Raw genomic sequence first — 13107 nt, 5'->3', positions numbered from 1 at the left:
AGAGGGGGCCGGGGGGAGAGGGCAGCCGGGACTGCGCCGGAACCATCGAAGCGCCCCACACCCGCCATCACCCTCCGCCTGCGCATCAACAGCCATCGAAGCACCCGGCACTGGCTCCCTTCCCCCGCGCTGTTTGCGGGGGATGGGCTGGGGATGGGGGGCGCCGTCGTCCACGCCGGGTCCAGCCAAACGCGTCGCCAAGCCTTTACCCCCGCTGGCCCACGATGCCGCGCACCGCCGCCAGGTACTCGCCGCTGTCGAAGTGCTCCGGGTCGATCATGGCCTGCACGGCGCACCCGTGGATCCAGCTCACCGCCATGGCGGCCAGCCCGTCGGCGGTGGCGCCGGCGAAGGCAGCCGGCTCCGCCCGCAGCAGCGCCTCCATGATGGCGTGGAAGGCCCGCCGGTAGCGCTCCAGCTCGGCGCTGATGCGCACCCGGATGGCATCGTCGCGCGCGCCCATCGCCCAGAACTCCAGGAACAGCCGCGTGTGCCGGGGCTCGCGCGCAAGCCGCTCCATCTCCTGCCGCAGCACCGCGTCCAGCCGGTCCATCGCGTGGGGAAGGTCCGCCACCTCCAGCGGCGCGCGAAGCACCGGGGTGGTGGCGATCAGCCAGTCGAGCAGCTCGTGGACCAGCCGCTCCTTGCGCTGAAAGTGAAAGATCACCAGCGCATGGCTCAGCTCCGCCTCGGCCGCCACCGCACGGATGGTGAGCCCGCCGATGCCGTCGCGCACCGCCACCTCGAACGCCGCCCGCAGGATCTGCTCGCGCCGCACGTCTTCCGAAGCCCGCTTCCCCGGCATCTATCCCTCACCCGTCGGTTGAATCTTATTGACCGCTTGGTAGATGTACGTTAGCTTGAATTTACCGGTTGGTCAATACGCTCCGCCCGGTGTTCCGCAACGAGAGAAGAGGGTCGGATGCTGAAACGGAAGCCGCGCGGCGCGGAGCTGGAGACGTACGCGCAGGACATCGTCGACACCGTGCGCGAGCCCTTGCTGATCCTGGATGCCACGCTGCGGGTGCGGAGCGCCAACCGGGCCTTCTACCAGACGTTCCGCGTCTCGGAAGAGGAGACGGAGGACCGGCTGATCTACGAGCTGGGCAACGGCCAGTGGGACATCCCCGACCTGCGCGGGCTGCTGGACGACGTGATGAAGACCAGCTCGGTGTTCAACGACTTCGAGCTGGAGCACACCTTTCCCACCATCGGCACGCGGGTGATGCTGCTGAACGCGCGCAAGCTTCGCGCGGGAAGCCATGCCGAGCTGGTGGTGCTCGCGATGGAAGACGTCACCGAGCGCCGCAGCGCCGAGGCCGACCTGAAGGCCATCGAGACGTACGCCCGCGACATCGTCGACACGGTGCGCGAGCCGCTGCTGATCCTTGACCCCGAGCTTCGCGTGCACAGCGCGAACGGGGCCTTCTACCACACCTTCGAGGTGTCGGCGGAGGAGACGGAGAACCGGCTGATCTACCAGCTGGGCAACGGCCAGTGGGACATCCCCGACCTGCGCACCCTGCTCGACGAGGTGATGGCCACCAGCTCGGTGTTCAACGACTACGAGCTGGAGCACACCTTTCCCACCATCGGCACGCGGGTGATGCTGCTGAACGCCCGCAAGCTGCGCGCGTCGAGCCACGCCGAGCTGGTGGTGCTGGCGATGGAAGACGTCACCGAGCGCCGCCGCGCCGAGGCCGACCTGCGGGCCATCGAAACGTACGCGCAGGACATCGTCGACACGGTGCGCAAGCCGCTGCTGATCCTGGACCCCGACCTGCGCGTGCACAGCGCCAACCGCGCCTTCTACCAGACCTTCGAGGTCTCCGCCGACGAAACGGAGACGCGGCTGATCTACGAGCTGGGCAACGGCCAGTGGGACATCCCCGCGCTGCGCACGCTGCTGGAAGACATCATCCCCGCCAGCTCCGTGTTCAACGACTTCGAGCTGGAGCACGACTTTCCCGACATCGGGCGGCGGGTGATGCTGCTGAACGCGCGCCGGCTGCAGGCGGGGCACCACGGCGAGCTCCTGGTCCTGGGGCTGGAAGACGTCACCGAGCGGCGGCGGGCGGAGGAAGAGGTGGGGATGGCCCGCGAGGCGGCCGAGACGGCCAACCGCACCAAGAGCCTGTTCCTGGCCAACATGAGCCACGAGCTGCGCACCCCGCTGAACGCCATCCTGGGCTACTCGGAGATGCTGTTCGAAGAAGCCGAGGAGCGCGAATTGACGGCGTTCGCCGCCGACCTGCAGAAGATCGGCACCGCGGGGAAGCACCTGCTGGCGCTGATCAACGACATCCTGGACCTGTCCAAGATCGAGGCGGGGAAGATGGAGCTGTTCCTGGAAGACTTCGAGGTGGGCGTGCTGCTCGACGAGGTGGCGTCCACCATCCAGCCGCTGGTGCAGGCGAACGGCAACGAGCTGCGGGTGAACATTTCCCCGGACCTGGGCAGCATGCACGCCGACCAGGTGAAGGTGAGGCAGGGGCTCTTCAACCTCCTGTCGAACGCGGCGAAGTTCACCCAGTCGGGCACCATCACCGTCGCCGCGGGGCGCGAGCGGATGGACGGGCGCGAGTGGATCGTCTGCCGGGTGACGGACACGGGGATCGGCATGACCTCCGATCAGATCGTGAAGCTGTTCCAGGACTTCACGCAGGCGGACGCCAGCACCACGCGCAAGTTCGGCGGCACGGGGCTGGGGCTGGCCCTCACCCGGCGCTACAGCCAGATGATGGGCGGCGACGTCACCGTCAGCAGCGAGCCCGGCGTGGGGAGCGTGTTCACCATCAAGCTCCCCGCCCTGGTCGTCGGCGCCGATCCCGGCCCCGTGGCCGCGCCCGCCCTGGGCTCGGTGGACGGCGCCGGGCCGGCCATCCTGGATTCGCTCCCCTCCGACGCGAGCTGCGTGCTGGTGATCGACGACGACGAGGTGCAGCGCGACCTGATGCAGCAGTTCCTGGGCAAGGAAGGCTACCGCGTCCTGGTGGCCAGCGATGGCGAGGAGGGGCTGCGGCTGGCCCGCGAGATGCAGCCGGCGGCCATCACCCTGGACGTGATGATGCCGGGGATGGACGGCTGGAGCGTGCTCACCGCGCTCAAGTCCGAGGCGGCGCTGCGCCACATCCCGGTGGTGATGCTGACCATGGTCGACGACCCCAACCGGGGCTTTTCGCTGGGCGCCGCCGAGTTCGCCACCAAGCCGGTGGACCGCCGGCGGCTTTCGCGCCTGTTGAAGAAGTACACCTGCACCGACGGCCCCTGCGCCGTGCTGGTGGTGGACAACGACGAGGCCACCCGCGCGCTGATGAAGGGCATGCTCGAGGCCGAGGGGTGGAAGGTGACGGAGGCGGCCAACGGTCGCGACGCGCTCGAGGTGATGGAAGAGGCGCGCCCCCGGCTGATCCTGCTGGACCTGATGATGCCGGAGATGGACGGCTTCGAGTTCACTGAAGAGGTGCGCAGCCGCCCGGAGTGGCGCGGGGTTCCCATCGTCGTGGTGACGTCGCACGACCTGAGCAACGGCGAGCGGCAGCGGCTGAACGGCTACGTGCAGACCATCGTCCAGAAGGTGGGCGACGAGCCCCAGGGGCTGCTGCACCGCGTTCGCGACCTGCTGGGCGACAACGGCGCCCAGCGCCCCATGATCACGAGAAAGGGAGAAGAGCGGCGCGCGGTGCCCGCGTGAGCGCTCTCGACGATGCCATGACCAAGATCCTCCTGGTGGAAGACAACGAGATGAACCGCGACATGCTGTCGCGGCGTCTGGAGCGCAAGGGCTACCTGGTGGTGCTGGCGGTGGACGGGGAAAGCGGGGTGGAGATGGCCCGCACCCAGGCCCCCGACCTGGTGCTGATGGACATGAGCCTTCCCGTGATGGACGGCTGGGAAGCCACGCGCCGCCTGAAGGGCGACGCGGCCACGCGCGGCATTCCCGTGATCGCCCTGACGGCCCACGCCATGTCCAGCGACCGCGGCAAGGCCATGGAGGCCGGCTGCGACGATTACGACACCAAGCCGGTGGAGTTGCCGCGCCTGCTGGGCAAGATCGAGGCGCTGCTGGGCAGGGCGGGCGCGCTGGCGCCTTCGGGAGCGGAGCCGCGGGCGTGACGGCCCCCGCCCGCCGCGCCGACGATGCGCCCCGGCACGCTTTGCCGCCGGGGCTGATCCACGACCTGCGCACGCCGCTGGGGCAGATCATCGGCTACGCCGAGCTGCTGGTGGAGCGGGCGGAGGACGACGAGGCCGCGAGCCTGGTGGCGGACCTCCAGAAGGTGCGGGCGGCGGCGTACCGCATGCTGCGGCTGATCGAGGACAACTTCTTCGGCATCCGCCCGGCTCCCGTGCAGCCCGATGCGCAGGCCGTGGAGCCGGTGCCGTCCACGGTGCCGGCAGAGTCCACCGAGTCGACTGAGCCCGCCGCCCCGGCTACGTCCGCGCCGGGTTCCGGGCGGGTGCGCGTGCCGCTGGCGCGGTTCATCATGGACAACACCGAGTCCATCCTGGCCGAGTGGGAGGCGTTCGCCCGCACGTGCACGCCGGCCAGCGGCGGCATGGACATCGTGGCGCTGCGCGACCACGCCGCCGAAATGCTCAAGGTAATCGCCGCCGACCTGGGCACGGAGCAGGGCGGGGACGAGCAGTCGGAAAAATCCAAGGGGAAAGCGCCCGCCGTCCAGGCCGCGGCGGCCACCGCGGCCGAGGAGCACGGCGCCGACCGGGCGGGGAGCGGGTTCACCATCGAGCAGATGGTTTCCGAGTACCGTGCCCTGCGCGCCAGCGTCATCCGGCTGTGGACCCAGGCCCACGGCGAACTCACCCCCGCCGACGTGGACGACCTGACGCGGTTCAACGAGGCGATCGACCAGTCTCTGGCGGAGTCCGTCTCGCGCTATACCGAGGAGCTCGACAACTCCAAGGAGATGTTCCTGGCCATCCTGGGCCACGACCTGCGCACGCCTCTCGGCGTGGTGTTCACCTCCGCCCGGTTCATGCTGGACACGGGCGAGCTCGCCGAGCCCCACCTGACGCTCATGGGGCGCATCGCCAGCAGCTCCACCCGCATGGTGCACATGGTGGGCGACCTGCTGGACTTCACCCGCAGCCGCCTGGGCGGGGGAATTCCAATCGTCCGTGGGGAGGTGAGCATGGGCAAGGTGGTGCACGAGGTGGTGGACGAGCTCGCCGCGCTTCACCCGGAGCGGCCCATCGAGGTGCACGCCCGCGGCGAGGAGCGGGGCGAATGGGATGCCGCGCGCATCGCCCAGGTGCTGGGCAACCTGGTGGGGAACGCGCTGGAGCACGGCTCCGAGGGCACGCCCGTCACCGTCACCGTGGGCGGCGGCGGCGACGAGATCACGGTGGCCGTCCACAACCGCGGGCCCGCCATCCCCCCCGAGCAGCTGAAGGGCATCTTTCACCCCATGAAGCCGCGCGAGTCCACGGCGAGCGCCGCCAGCGGGCCGTCGGGAAGCCTGGGGCTGGGGCTTTACATCGCCGAGCGCATCGTCCACGCCCACGCGGGGACCATCGAGGTGGCCTCGGACGAGGGCGGCACCACGTTCACCGTCCACCTGCCCCGTACCGCCCCGGCAGCCTAGCTTGAATCGGCGTAAAGTGGACGGGGGTTGCAGGTGCAGCCTTCCGGTCCTACCGTAGGCGCCGGCGCGAGTGCCGCGCCACGGGCCCGAGAACGACATGCGTGTAGATGATCAGGAATGCAGAACACCTCCGCCCCGGCGATTCGCGGGAGCGGAACGGCCAGCGCTGGGTGGTAGAGGCGGCCGAAATGCAGGACGGGATGATGCAGGTCCTCTGGCGCTGCGGCGACGAGCGGCGCTGGGACGAGTTTCCGCCCGGCGTTCCCGTCGTGGTGAGCCCCGTGGAATCGGCCGAGCGCGTGAGGCGCGTAAAGCAGGCGTCCGATCTGGTGGAAGGGGACCGCCTGGTGGGCCCTGGCTGGCCTCCCTACGAAGCCGCCGCGGTGGAGCGCGGAGGCGCCCGCATCGTGGTGGAGTGGACCAACGGGTCCGCCCTGCGGGTGAAGGAATACGATCCCAGCGAGGGCGTGCTCGTGGAAGCGCTGGTGACCCGGCCCGGAACGGGCGGCCGCTCGCCCTGGCCGGGCGCGTGACCTCCGCGGCGGACTAGCGCATCAGCTCGTAGCGGCCCCGCACGCCGGACGATCCCGGGAAGATGCGGTCCGCCTGCGCGCCCGTGAGGTCGAAGGTGCCGGCGACGGCGGCCTTGAGCACCGCGCGGGTGTCCAGCGTGGGCCGCAGGTCGCGCCCCTCGTACAACGCGGAGTCGCCCAGCCCCGGCCAGTCGGCGAGGACGGCTGAGCGGGCGACCTTCGGGCCGATCAGGAATCCCGCCCCCGCCGTGCCGTGGTCCGTTCCGCGCGAGCCGTTGGGGCGCGCGGTGCGGCCGAACTCCGTCATCACCACCACGGTCGTGTCCGCCCAGGCGTCCTGCATCTCGGCGCGGAACGCCACCAGCCCCTCCGCCAGCTGCCCCAAGAGCCGGTCCAGCGCCCCGCCACCCAGCCCCTGGTTGGCGTGCGTGTCCCATCCGCTGAACTCCACCGCCGCCACGTTGGGCCCCGTGCTCTGCCGCAGGATGCGCGCGGCGGACTTCAGCAGCGGCGTCACGCCCCCGCGCCGCGCGCCGGCGCCCGCCATCTCTTCCTCGCCCACCAGGTCCTGCTGCTGAAGCGCCGCCTCGAAGCGGTTGTGCAGCGTGCCGTCCGCTCGGTACAGCACCGCCAGCCGGTCCAGGTACTCGTCGGTCACGGCGCCCAGCTGCGTGGGCGACCAGGTCTGCACCTCGTGCGCGCCGGCCATGGACCGCGGCATCCCCGAGGCGATGGCGATCCCCGACCGCTCGCCGGGCATGATCTGCAGCAGCCGGTTCAGCCAGCCGTCCGACGAGCCCACCGGCCGGTCGAGTCCCGTCTCCAGGATGGCCTGCCCGTCGAAGTGGCTGCGGGTGCGGTAGGGGATGGCGATGGCGTGCAGGGCCACCATCTCGCCCCGGTCCCAGAACTCGCGCAGCGGCGCCAGTCCCGGCGCCAGGCCGAAGATCGGCGTCAGCGGCACCAGGTCGCCGTCCTGGAACGCGAGCGGCCCCCGCAGCCCCTCGTACGCCGGGTCGCCGTACGGGACGACGGCGGCCAATCCGTCGAACCCGCCACGCAGCAGCACGAACACCAGCCGGCCGCTCTGCCGCACCTGCGCGAAGCTCACCACGGGAAAGCCGAAGGTGGCGATCCCGCCGGAGCACATGGTCTTCAGGAACTCGCGACGGTCCATCGCTACCTCCACTGGAACGCGGGCGCCGCGATGGCGAGCGCGATTCGCTCGGCCGGGGCGATGGTGCTGTCGGCCAGCATGGCGCGCATGGCGTCCGCGGCGGGTGCCTCCACCACGTCCAGCAACGTGCGCGGGTCCGGTCCCCCGCCTCCGATGCGCCGGCCTAGGGTGCGGGCCAGCTCGGCGCGGTTGAGGAGCGCGTCGGGATCCGCCCAGTCCTGCATGGTGTCGCCGAACCCCTTGGGCGCGGCGGGCGACCAGAGCGGGTGCCGCAGCTGCCGCAGCGCACGCGCCAGGTTGTCGCCGGCGCCTGGAACGCCCAGCGCGCGCAGGGCCGCGACGAGCCAGTCCTGCGGCGTGCGGAACTTGCGCGCGCCTTCGCTCCACGCCTCGGGCAGCTCCACCAGTGCTGTGGAGACGGCGCGCAGGTCGCCCTCGCTGTCGCGGAAGACGCGGGCGACGCGCTCCACCGCGGCCGGGGGCGGCTGGTCGGCTACGAAGTGGGTGACCAGCTTGGTCGCGACGAAGGTCGCCGTGGACGGATGGCGGCAGAGGGCGCGGATGGCCTGCTCTCCCTCGTCCACGCCGGCTTCCGGGTAGCGCCGGCCCAGCAGCGTCTTGGGGCCGGGCTCGTGCTGCGCCGGGCGGAAGGCGAAGCGCAGCGGGCCGGGCGCATCGTCGTCGCGGCCCGGGCGCCGGGTTCCCGCGCCGTACAGCCCCGCGACCGTCCACCCGGTGAGGATGCGCGCGAGCTCCACCACGTCCGCCTGCACGTAGCCGCCATCCACCCCCAGCGTGTGAAGCTCCAGCAGCTCGCGGGCGTAGTTCTCGTTCAGCCCGCGCTGGACGCCGCGACCGGTCCTCGTCCCCGCGGGGGAGGAGGGGCCGATGGACTGGTGATTGTCGAGGTAGAAGAGCATGGCCGGGTGCCGCGCCGAGGCCAGCACCATGTCTTCGAAGCGGCCCAGGACATGGGGGCGCACCACCTGGCGCTCGTAGCCCCCCGCCAGCGGCGCGACCACGCGCTTGGCCCCGGCCGACACGCACAGGTGGTTGGACCAGAAGGCCACCAGCCGCTCCACGAACGGCCGCTCGCTGGCGACGCGCTGCGTGAGCGCGGCCCGGCTCTCGTCGTCGGCGATGCCTATCAGTCGCCGGCGCGCCTGCTGTCGCTCCTCTTCGCCGTAGGCGGCGCGCATCCCCAGGGTGCGCAGGGCGGCCGCGATGTTGGCGGGCACGGCGCTCGCGGGCGCGGCCAACTCCGGCGGCGCGCCCTGCAGCTGCGCCCGCAGCCACCCCCGCGCGTCGCCAATGCGCGCCCGTTCACCCACCCGCGCGCCCAGCCCGAAGCGGTTCAGGGCCCGCAGCGCCGCGTCACTCGCCATTCATCTCGTCCACCGCGGGTCAGGAAGGATCGCGCCTACGGCCGACGCGCCTGCACCGGAATATACACCCGGCGAGGACGATGTGTTGGGGATTCGGGGAGCGCTTGCTCCGGCGTGCTCACGATACGTAAGCGGGGCCGTCCCTAGCCTGGACGGCCCCGCTCTGATGACGATCGGATCTGATGTAACCCGGCTATTTGGCGCTAGCGCCTAACGAGTAGTCTCGCGTCGCGACTGGCCGTCCCCATTACGGTGTTTGGGACCACCCATGTCGATACCGGTTTTGACGGCGGGGCGCACCACGTCGTACGCGGCACGCCGCGCACGCATCCGGGCGCGATCGGCGGCGAACCCGCCAAACATCTGCTCGATATCCTCCGGCGCGGGCCGGTAGTCACCGGGGCGAAGCATCTCATCCGACATCAAACACCTTCCGTTGCTCGATGAGGATCTCCACCATCTCGTCGGAGACAACACGAGTGTCGACGACCGCGAAACGCCCACCGCTGAACCACTCGCGCTCACGCCAGTGGATATGATCCGGCGCCAGCACATCAATCCTAACCGAACAGCTACCAGCTTGCAACACGAACACCACCTCGACGTTGTGTCCGCTGTCGCATGCCAGCCAAGCGAACTCCGAAGCGACTCCCCGGTCGCTGGAAAACGACGCGAGAGCAATGTCGAACTCAGTGCCGGCATGGTAATGCTGCAGCACGGCCCACACCGTTCCTGATGCCCCGACACCCCTGTAAAGTTCCGGTGCCGTGCCCCCCGCGGAGGCAACGGCTTTCAGCAGGATCGAGGCTTCAAGCGAGCCTGGTCCGCCCGACAAGACGACTCGCGCATCCGCCTTCATCGCTTTGCAGAGGTCCGGGTTCGTCTGCCACTTCTCGATGGCGTCGAGGAACGCGTGCAATTCCGGCGAGCGGTTGCGCCGTCGGAACTCTGATGCCCATTGATAATGAGCGGTGGCGGGGGCAGAATTCAATTCTTCGACCCACGCGGCGAACTTGGACGTTTCTACCACCGGTCGAACTCGCCTGGACGGTGCCCGGCAGCGGGCACAACGAGGGGCTGCAACCACGCACGGCAGCCCAAGGGCGGCAACAGTACCGGCGCGGCGTCGTGTGCGCAATGATCATATTCGCCTCGACACCGGCGTCCTCGTGCCCCCCTCTTTCGTGCCTTGTGGACGATGCACACCATTGAACTGAATGACCGGACTCGCGGGTGCCTCGTCGGGCTTGCCGTGGGCGACGCGGTGGGGACGACGGTGGAGTTCATGCCTCCGGGTTCGTTCCCTCCCGTTACGGACATGGTCGGGGGCGGGCCATTCGAGTTGGAGCCAGGACAGTGGACCGATGATACGTCGATGGCGCTGTGCCTGGCCGAGAGCCTGATCGAGTGCCGCGGGTTCGATCCGGGCGACCAGATGCGGCGCTACGTGCGGTGGCATCGCGATGGCCACCTGAGCAGCACCGGGCGCTGCTTCGACATCGGGATGACGGTTGCCGAGGCCCTGCACCGCTTCGCCTCGACCGGGGAGCCGTTCAGCGGTTCCACCGACCCCATGAAGGCCGGGAACGGATCGCTGATGCGCCTGGCGCCCGTGGCCATGTTCTATCGGCGCAACCTGGAACTCGCGATCGAGCGCGCGGCCGACAGCTCGCGAACCACCCACCAGGCGCGCACCGCCGTGGATGCCTGCCGGTACTTCTGTGCGCTGCTGGTCGGGGCGATCGAGGGACGCGCGAAGGACGACCTGCTGGATCCTGGGTACTGGACCGGGGGGCCGCTGGCGGCCGAGATCCAGGAGATTGCGGCGGGGAGCTTCAAGCGCCGCAATCCACCGGAGATCGCCGGAACGGGCTACGTCGTGCATTCTCTGGAAGCGGCGCTGTGGGCGTTCCACCGTGCGCAGTCCTTCCGCGAGGGATGCCTGCTCGCGGTCAACCTGGGGGACGACGCGGATACGACGGCGGCCATCTACGGCCAGATGGCCGGCGCCTTCTACGGCGCGAGCGGAATCCCCGCTGAGTGGGTGGCGCGGCTCGCGAAACGCGAGTTGATCGAGTCGTACGCGGACGCCCTGCTCGAACTGTCCGAGGGGCCGCACGCCATCGCCAGATGAAAGAGCCCGCCGGGCGTCCCGGCGGGCTCTCGCCATGAGGCTTGGTGCCCGGCGTTAGTGGGCGGCGGGCGCCGGTGTAGCGGCCTGCGCGCCGCGGCCGCGCGCCGTCCACATCGACGCCGCGATGGAGCCGCCGATGAGGGTGGCGATCACCGCCAGCGACACCGCCGTGGGCACCTTCACCACGTCCAGCAGCATCATCTTGCCGCCTACGAACACCAGCACCATCGACAGGCCGTACTTCAGGTACACGAACTTGTGCACCACGCCGGCCAGCAGAAAGTACATGCTGCGCAGCCCCAGGATGGCGAACACGTTGGACGTGTAGACCAGGAACGGGTCCTTGGTGATGGCGAAGATGGCCGGAATGCTGTCGATGGCGAACACCAGGTCCGTGAACTCCACCAGCAGCAGCACCAGGAAGAGCGGCGTGGCCATCCGCTTTCCGTTCTCCACCGTCCAGAACTTCTGACCGTCGTACCGCGCGCTGATGGGAAGCCAGCGGCGCGCCGTCTTCACCACCACGTTGTTCTCCAGGTCCACCGCCTCGTCCTTGCGCACGGCCATCTTGATGCCGGTGAGCAGCAGGATGCCGCCGAACACGTAGATCACCCAGTGCCAGCGCTCCAGCGCGTACGCCCCCGCGCCGATGAACGCGCCGCGCATGACCAGCGCGCCCAGGATGCCCCAGAAGAGCACGCGGTGCTGGTAGATGGAGGGCACGGCGAAGTACGAGAAGATCATGGCGATGACGAAGATGTTGTCGACCGCCAGCGACTTCTCCACCAGGTAGCCCGTCAGGAACTCCAGCCCGGCCTGCGGGCCCGCGTACAGGTAGATGGCCAGGTTGAACAACATCGCCGCCATCACCCACACCGCGCTCCACGCGGCCGCCTCCTTGAGCTTCACCTCGTGTGCGCGGCGGTGGAACACCCCCAGGTCCAGCGCCAGCATCAGCAGCACGAACGCGTTGAAGCCCACCCAGAACCAGATGCTCGTTGCCACGGGACCCTCGTTGCCGTGGGGCCGCGCTGCGGCCCGGTGCGATTCCACGTGGTCTTGCCCGGGACGGATTCCCCCGTCCTCGCCGGCCGGGGGCGCTTGGGCACCCCGGGGTGGCGGCCGGCGGCTCCGGCGCGGTGCTGCGCGGCCGGATGGCTACTCCCCACGCCGGCGAATCTGCCCGGAGTTCCGCATCCCATCAAGCTCCGTCGGTGAACCTTCATTCGGCATGAAGCTCTCCCGGCCCATCTTTCGAGCGCGTCTTAAGTGCCTGAGAAAAGCGGACTTAGCGGTGCGGGAGCGCAGGGGAAACATAAGCATGGATTATGGGTGACTTCGGATCTATGTATTGGATGTGCTGCGGCAGGAGGGCGGGCGGCCGGCTTGTGGATACGAAAGAAGCCCTCCGGCGCGGGCCGGAGGGCTTTTTCGTGGCGGGGTGATGCAAGCCGCTGCTGACGCCTCCAGGACCTCTTCGGCCCCCGCGCCGTCCGCTGCCGCGGACGCGTCTTTCTTTCGGGTGCCGGGGCGGCGGCGGGCGGTGAACAGGCTTTCGCGCGCGGCCTGCGAGATGGCCAGCACGGCCGGGTGCTTCAGCCGCCGCTCCACGGAGATGGCGTAGAACCGCTCGCGGATTTCGTCCGCGCGCCCGGCGACGGAAACCGCGTACTGCCGGCGGATCTCCGGCTCGATGGCCGACGGCCCCGCGAACAGCGCGATCCCCGCCTGGCCGAAGGTCTTCAGGAGCGCGCTGTCGCCCACCTCGGCCACCACGCGCGGGCGAACGCCGGTGGCGTCGAACCACTGCGCCAGCGAGCGGCGCAGCGTGGTGCCCTCCGTCGGAAGCAGCATGGGCGCGCCATCCAGCGACCGGGGAAAGTCCGGCGCATACGCTTCCGCCAGTGCCGGGGCGCCGAAGAAGGTGATCCCGCACTCGCCCAGCAGGTGGTTGAAGGCGCGCACCGGCGCGGCCGGCGGCAGCGGCGAGTCGGTGAGCACCAGGTCTACCTCGTTGATGCTGAGCTCCGCGAACAGGCGCTCGGGCCGGTCATCATGCACCACCAGCTGCGTGGGTGGATCCATCTTGAGTGCGGGCGCCAGCAGCCGATACGCCAGCAGCTTGGGAAACGCGTCCGTCACCCCCACGGTCAGCCGCATGGGCTTGCCGGTGGGGCGGCCGCGCAGCGTTTCGGCCAGTTCGCGTCCCAGGCCGAAGATCTCGTCCGCGTACTTCTGCGCCGTTCGTCCCGCCTCCGTCAGCGCCAGGCCG

At 69.9% G+C, this 13107-nt stretch carries 12 protein-coding genes; 5 read left to right on the top strand and 7 right to left on the bottom strand.

Annotation, left to right across the window (positions count from 1 at the left end):
- Positions 1 to 205 precede the first annotated feature (205 nt).
- Positions 206 to 805 (bottom strand): TetR/AcrR family transcriptional regulator, encoded by a 600-nt coding sequence (locus VIB55_RS15755; RefSeq protein ID WP_331877616.1) that lies wholly within the window; start codon positions 803 to 805, stop codon positions 206 to 208.
- Positions 806 to 922: 117 nt separating this feature from the next.
- Here VIB55_RS15755 and VIB55_RS15750 point away from each other — a divergent pair, with 117 nt between their 5' ends.
- The 4 genes from VIB55_RS15750 (at position 923) to VIB55_RS15735 (ending at position 6139) form a co-directional block, all read left to right on the top strand.
- On the top strand, positions 923 to 3694 hold the full coding sequence (locus VIB55_RS15750) for a response regulator (RefSeq protein WP_331877615.1): 2772 nt from the start codon (positions 923 to 925) through the stop codon (positions 3692 to 3694).
- A 17-nt stretch (positions 3695 to 3711) separates the two neighbouring features.
- Entirely contained in the window at positions 3712 to 4116 is a 405-nt protein-coding gene (locus tag VIB55_RS15745; protein WP_331877614.1) for a response regulator, read from the top strand.
- Entirely contained in the window at positions 4113 to 5606 is a 1494-nt protein-coding gene (locus VIB55_RS15740; RefSeq protein WP_331877613.1) for a sensor histidine kinase, read from the top strand. The genes VIB55_RS15745 and VIB55_RS15740 overlap by 4 nt, the downstream gene beginning before the upstream one ends.
- Before the next feature lie 107 nt (positions 5607 to 5713).
- The gene (locus VIB55_RS15735) at positions 5714 to 6139 is read left to right on the top strand and encodes a hypothetical protein (RefSeq protein ID WP_331877612.1); all 426 of its coding nucleotides are present in this window, start codon (positions 5714 to 5716) and stop codon (positions 6137 to 6139) included.
- Positions 6140 to 6152: 13 nt separating this feature from the next.
- Here the strand turns inward: VIB55_RS15735 and VIB55_RS15730 are convergent, their stop codons facing one another.
- The 4 genes from VIB55_RS15730 to VIB55_RS15715 all read right to left on the bottom strand — a co-directional run bounded on the left by VIB55_RS15730 (position 6153) and on the right by VIB55_RS15715 (position 9731).
- Positions 6153 to 7316, bottom strand: a complete 1164-nt coding sequence (locus VIB55_RS15730; RefSeq protein WP_331877611.1) for a DUF1501 domain-containing protein — start codon at positions 7314 to 7316, stop codon at positions 6153 to 6155.
- A gap of 2 nt (positions 7317 to 7318) precedes the next feature.
- Positions 7319 to 8701 carry a DUF1800 domain-containing protein gene (locus VIB55_RS15725; protein WP_331877610.1) on the bottom strand — a complete coding sequence of 461 codons (1383 nt, stop codon included), beginning with the start codon at positions 8699 to 8701 and terminating at the stop codon, positions 7319 to 7321.
- Positions 8702 to 8911: 210 nt separating this feature from the next.
- The gene (locus tag VIB55_RS15720; protein ID WP_331877609.1) at positions 8912 to 9124 is read right to left on the bottom strand and encodes a hypothetical protein; all 213 of its coding nucleotides are present in this window, start codon (positions 9122 to 9124) and stop codon (positions 8912 to 8914) included.
- Positions 9114 to 9731, bottom strand: coding sequence for a hypothetical protein (locus VIB55_RS15715; RefSeq protein ID WP_331877608.1), 618 nt, complete (start codon positions 9729 to 9731; stop codon positions 9114 to 9116). Before VIB55_RS15715 ends, VIB55_RS15720 begins: the two co-directional genes overlap by 11 nt.
- A gap of 168 nt (positions 9732 to 9899) precedes the next feature.
- Between VIB55_RS15715 and VIB55_RS15710 the strand changes: the two genes are divergently transcribed.
- Positions 9900 to 10835 carry an ADP-ribosylglycohydrolase family protein gene (locus VIB55_RS15710; RefSeq protein WP_331877607.1) on the top strand — a complete coding sequence of 312 codons (936 nt, stop codon included), beginning with the start codon at positions 9900 to 9902 and terminating at the stop codon, positions 10833 to 10835.
- A gap of 54 nt (positions 10836 to 10889) precedes the next feature.
- Here VIB55_RS15710 and VIB55_RS15705 read toward each other — a convergent pair whose 3' ends face one another.
- Positions 10890 to 11840 (bottom strand): TerC family protein, encoded by a 951-nt coding sequence (locus VIB55_RS15705; protein ID WP_331877606.1) that lies wholly within the window; start codon positions 11838 to 11840, stop codon positions 10890 to 10892.
- 339 nt (positions 11841 to 12179) lie between these two features.
- Positions 12180 to 13107 (bottom strand): LysR substrate-binding domain-containing protein (locus VIB55_RS15700; RefSeq protein WP_331877605.1); only part of this gene is annotated, 928 nt, incomplete at its 5' end.

Origin of the sequence: Longimicrobium sp., from assembly GCF_036554565.1 — a bacterium.
Taxonomy (GTDB): Bacteria; Gemmatimonadota; Gemmatimonadetes; order Longimicrobiales; family Longimicrobiaceae; genus Longimicrobium.
The sequence above is the reverse complement of the archived record's forward strand: the minus strand, read 5'-3'. Positions and strand labels throughout refer to the sequence as shown.

Coding starts and splice junctions, on each gene's coding strand:
- VIB55_RS15745 (WP_331877614.1), top strand. CDS start 3,712: ATGACCAAGATCCTCCTGGTGGAAGACAACGAGATGAACCGCGACATG.
- VIB55_RS15710 (WP_331877607.1), top strand. CDS start 9,900: ATGCACACCATTGAACTGAATGACCGGACTCGCGGGTGCCTCGTCGGG.
- VIB55_RS15755 (WP_331877616.1), bottom strand. CDS start 805: ATGCCGGGGAAGCGGGCTTCGGAAGACGTGCGGCGCGAGCAGATCCTG.
- VIB55_RS15725 (WP_331877610.1), bottom strand. CDS start 8,701: ATGGCGAGTGACGCGGCGCTGCGGGCCCTGAACCGCTTCGGGCTGGGC.
- VIB55_RS15735 (WP_331877612.1), top strand. CDS start 5,714: ATGATCAGGAATGCAGAACACCTCCGCCCCGGCGATTCGCGGGAGCGG.
- VIB55_RS15720 (WP_331877609.1), bottom strand. CDS start 9,124: ATGTCGGATGAGATGCTTCGCCCCGGTGACTACCGGCCCGCGCCGGAG.
- VIB55_RS15730 (WP_331877611.1), bottom strand. CDS start 7,316: ATGGACCGTCGCGAGTTCCTGAAGACCATGTGCTCCGGCGGGATCGCC.
- VIB55_RS15750 (WP_331877615.1), top strand. CDS start 923: ATGCTGAAACGGAAGCCGCGCGGCGCGGAGCTGGAGACGTACGCGCAG.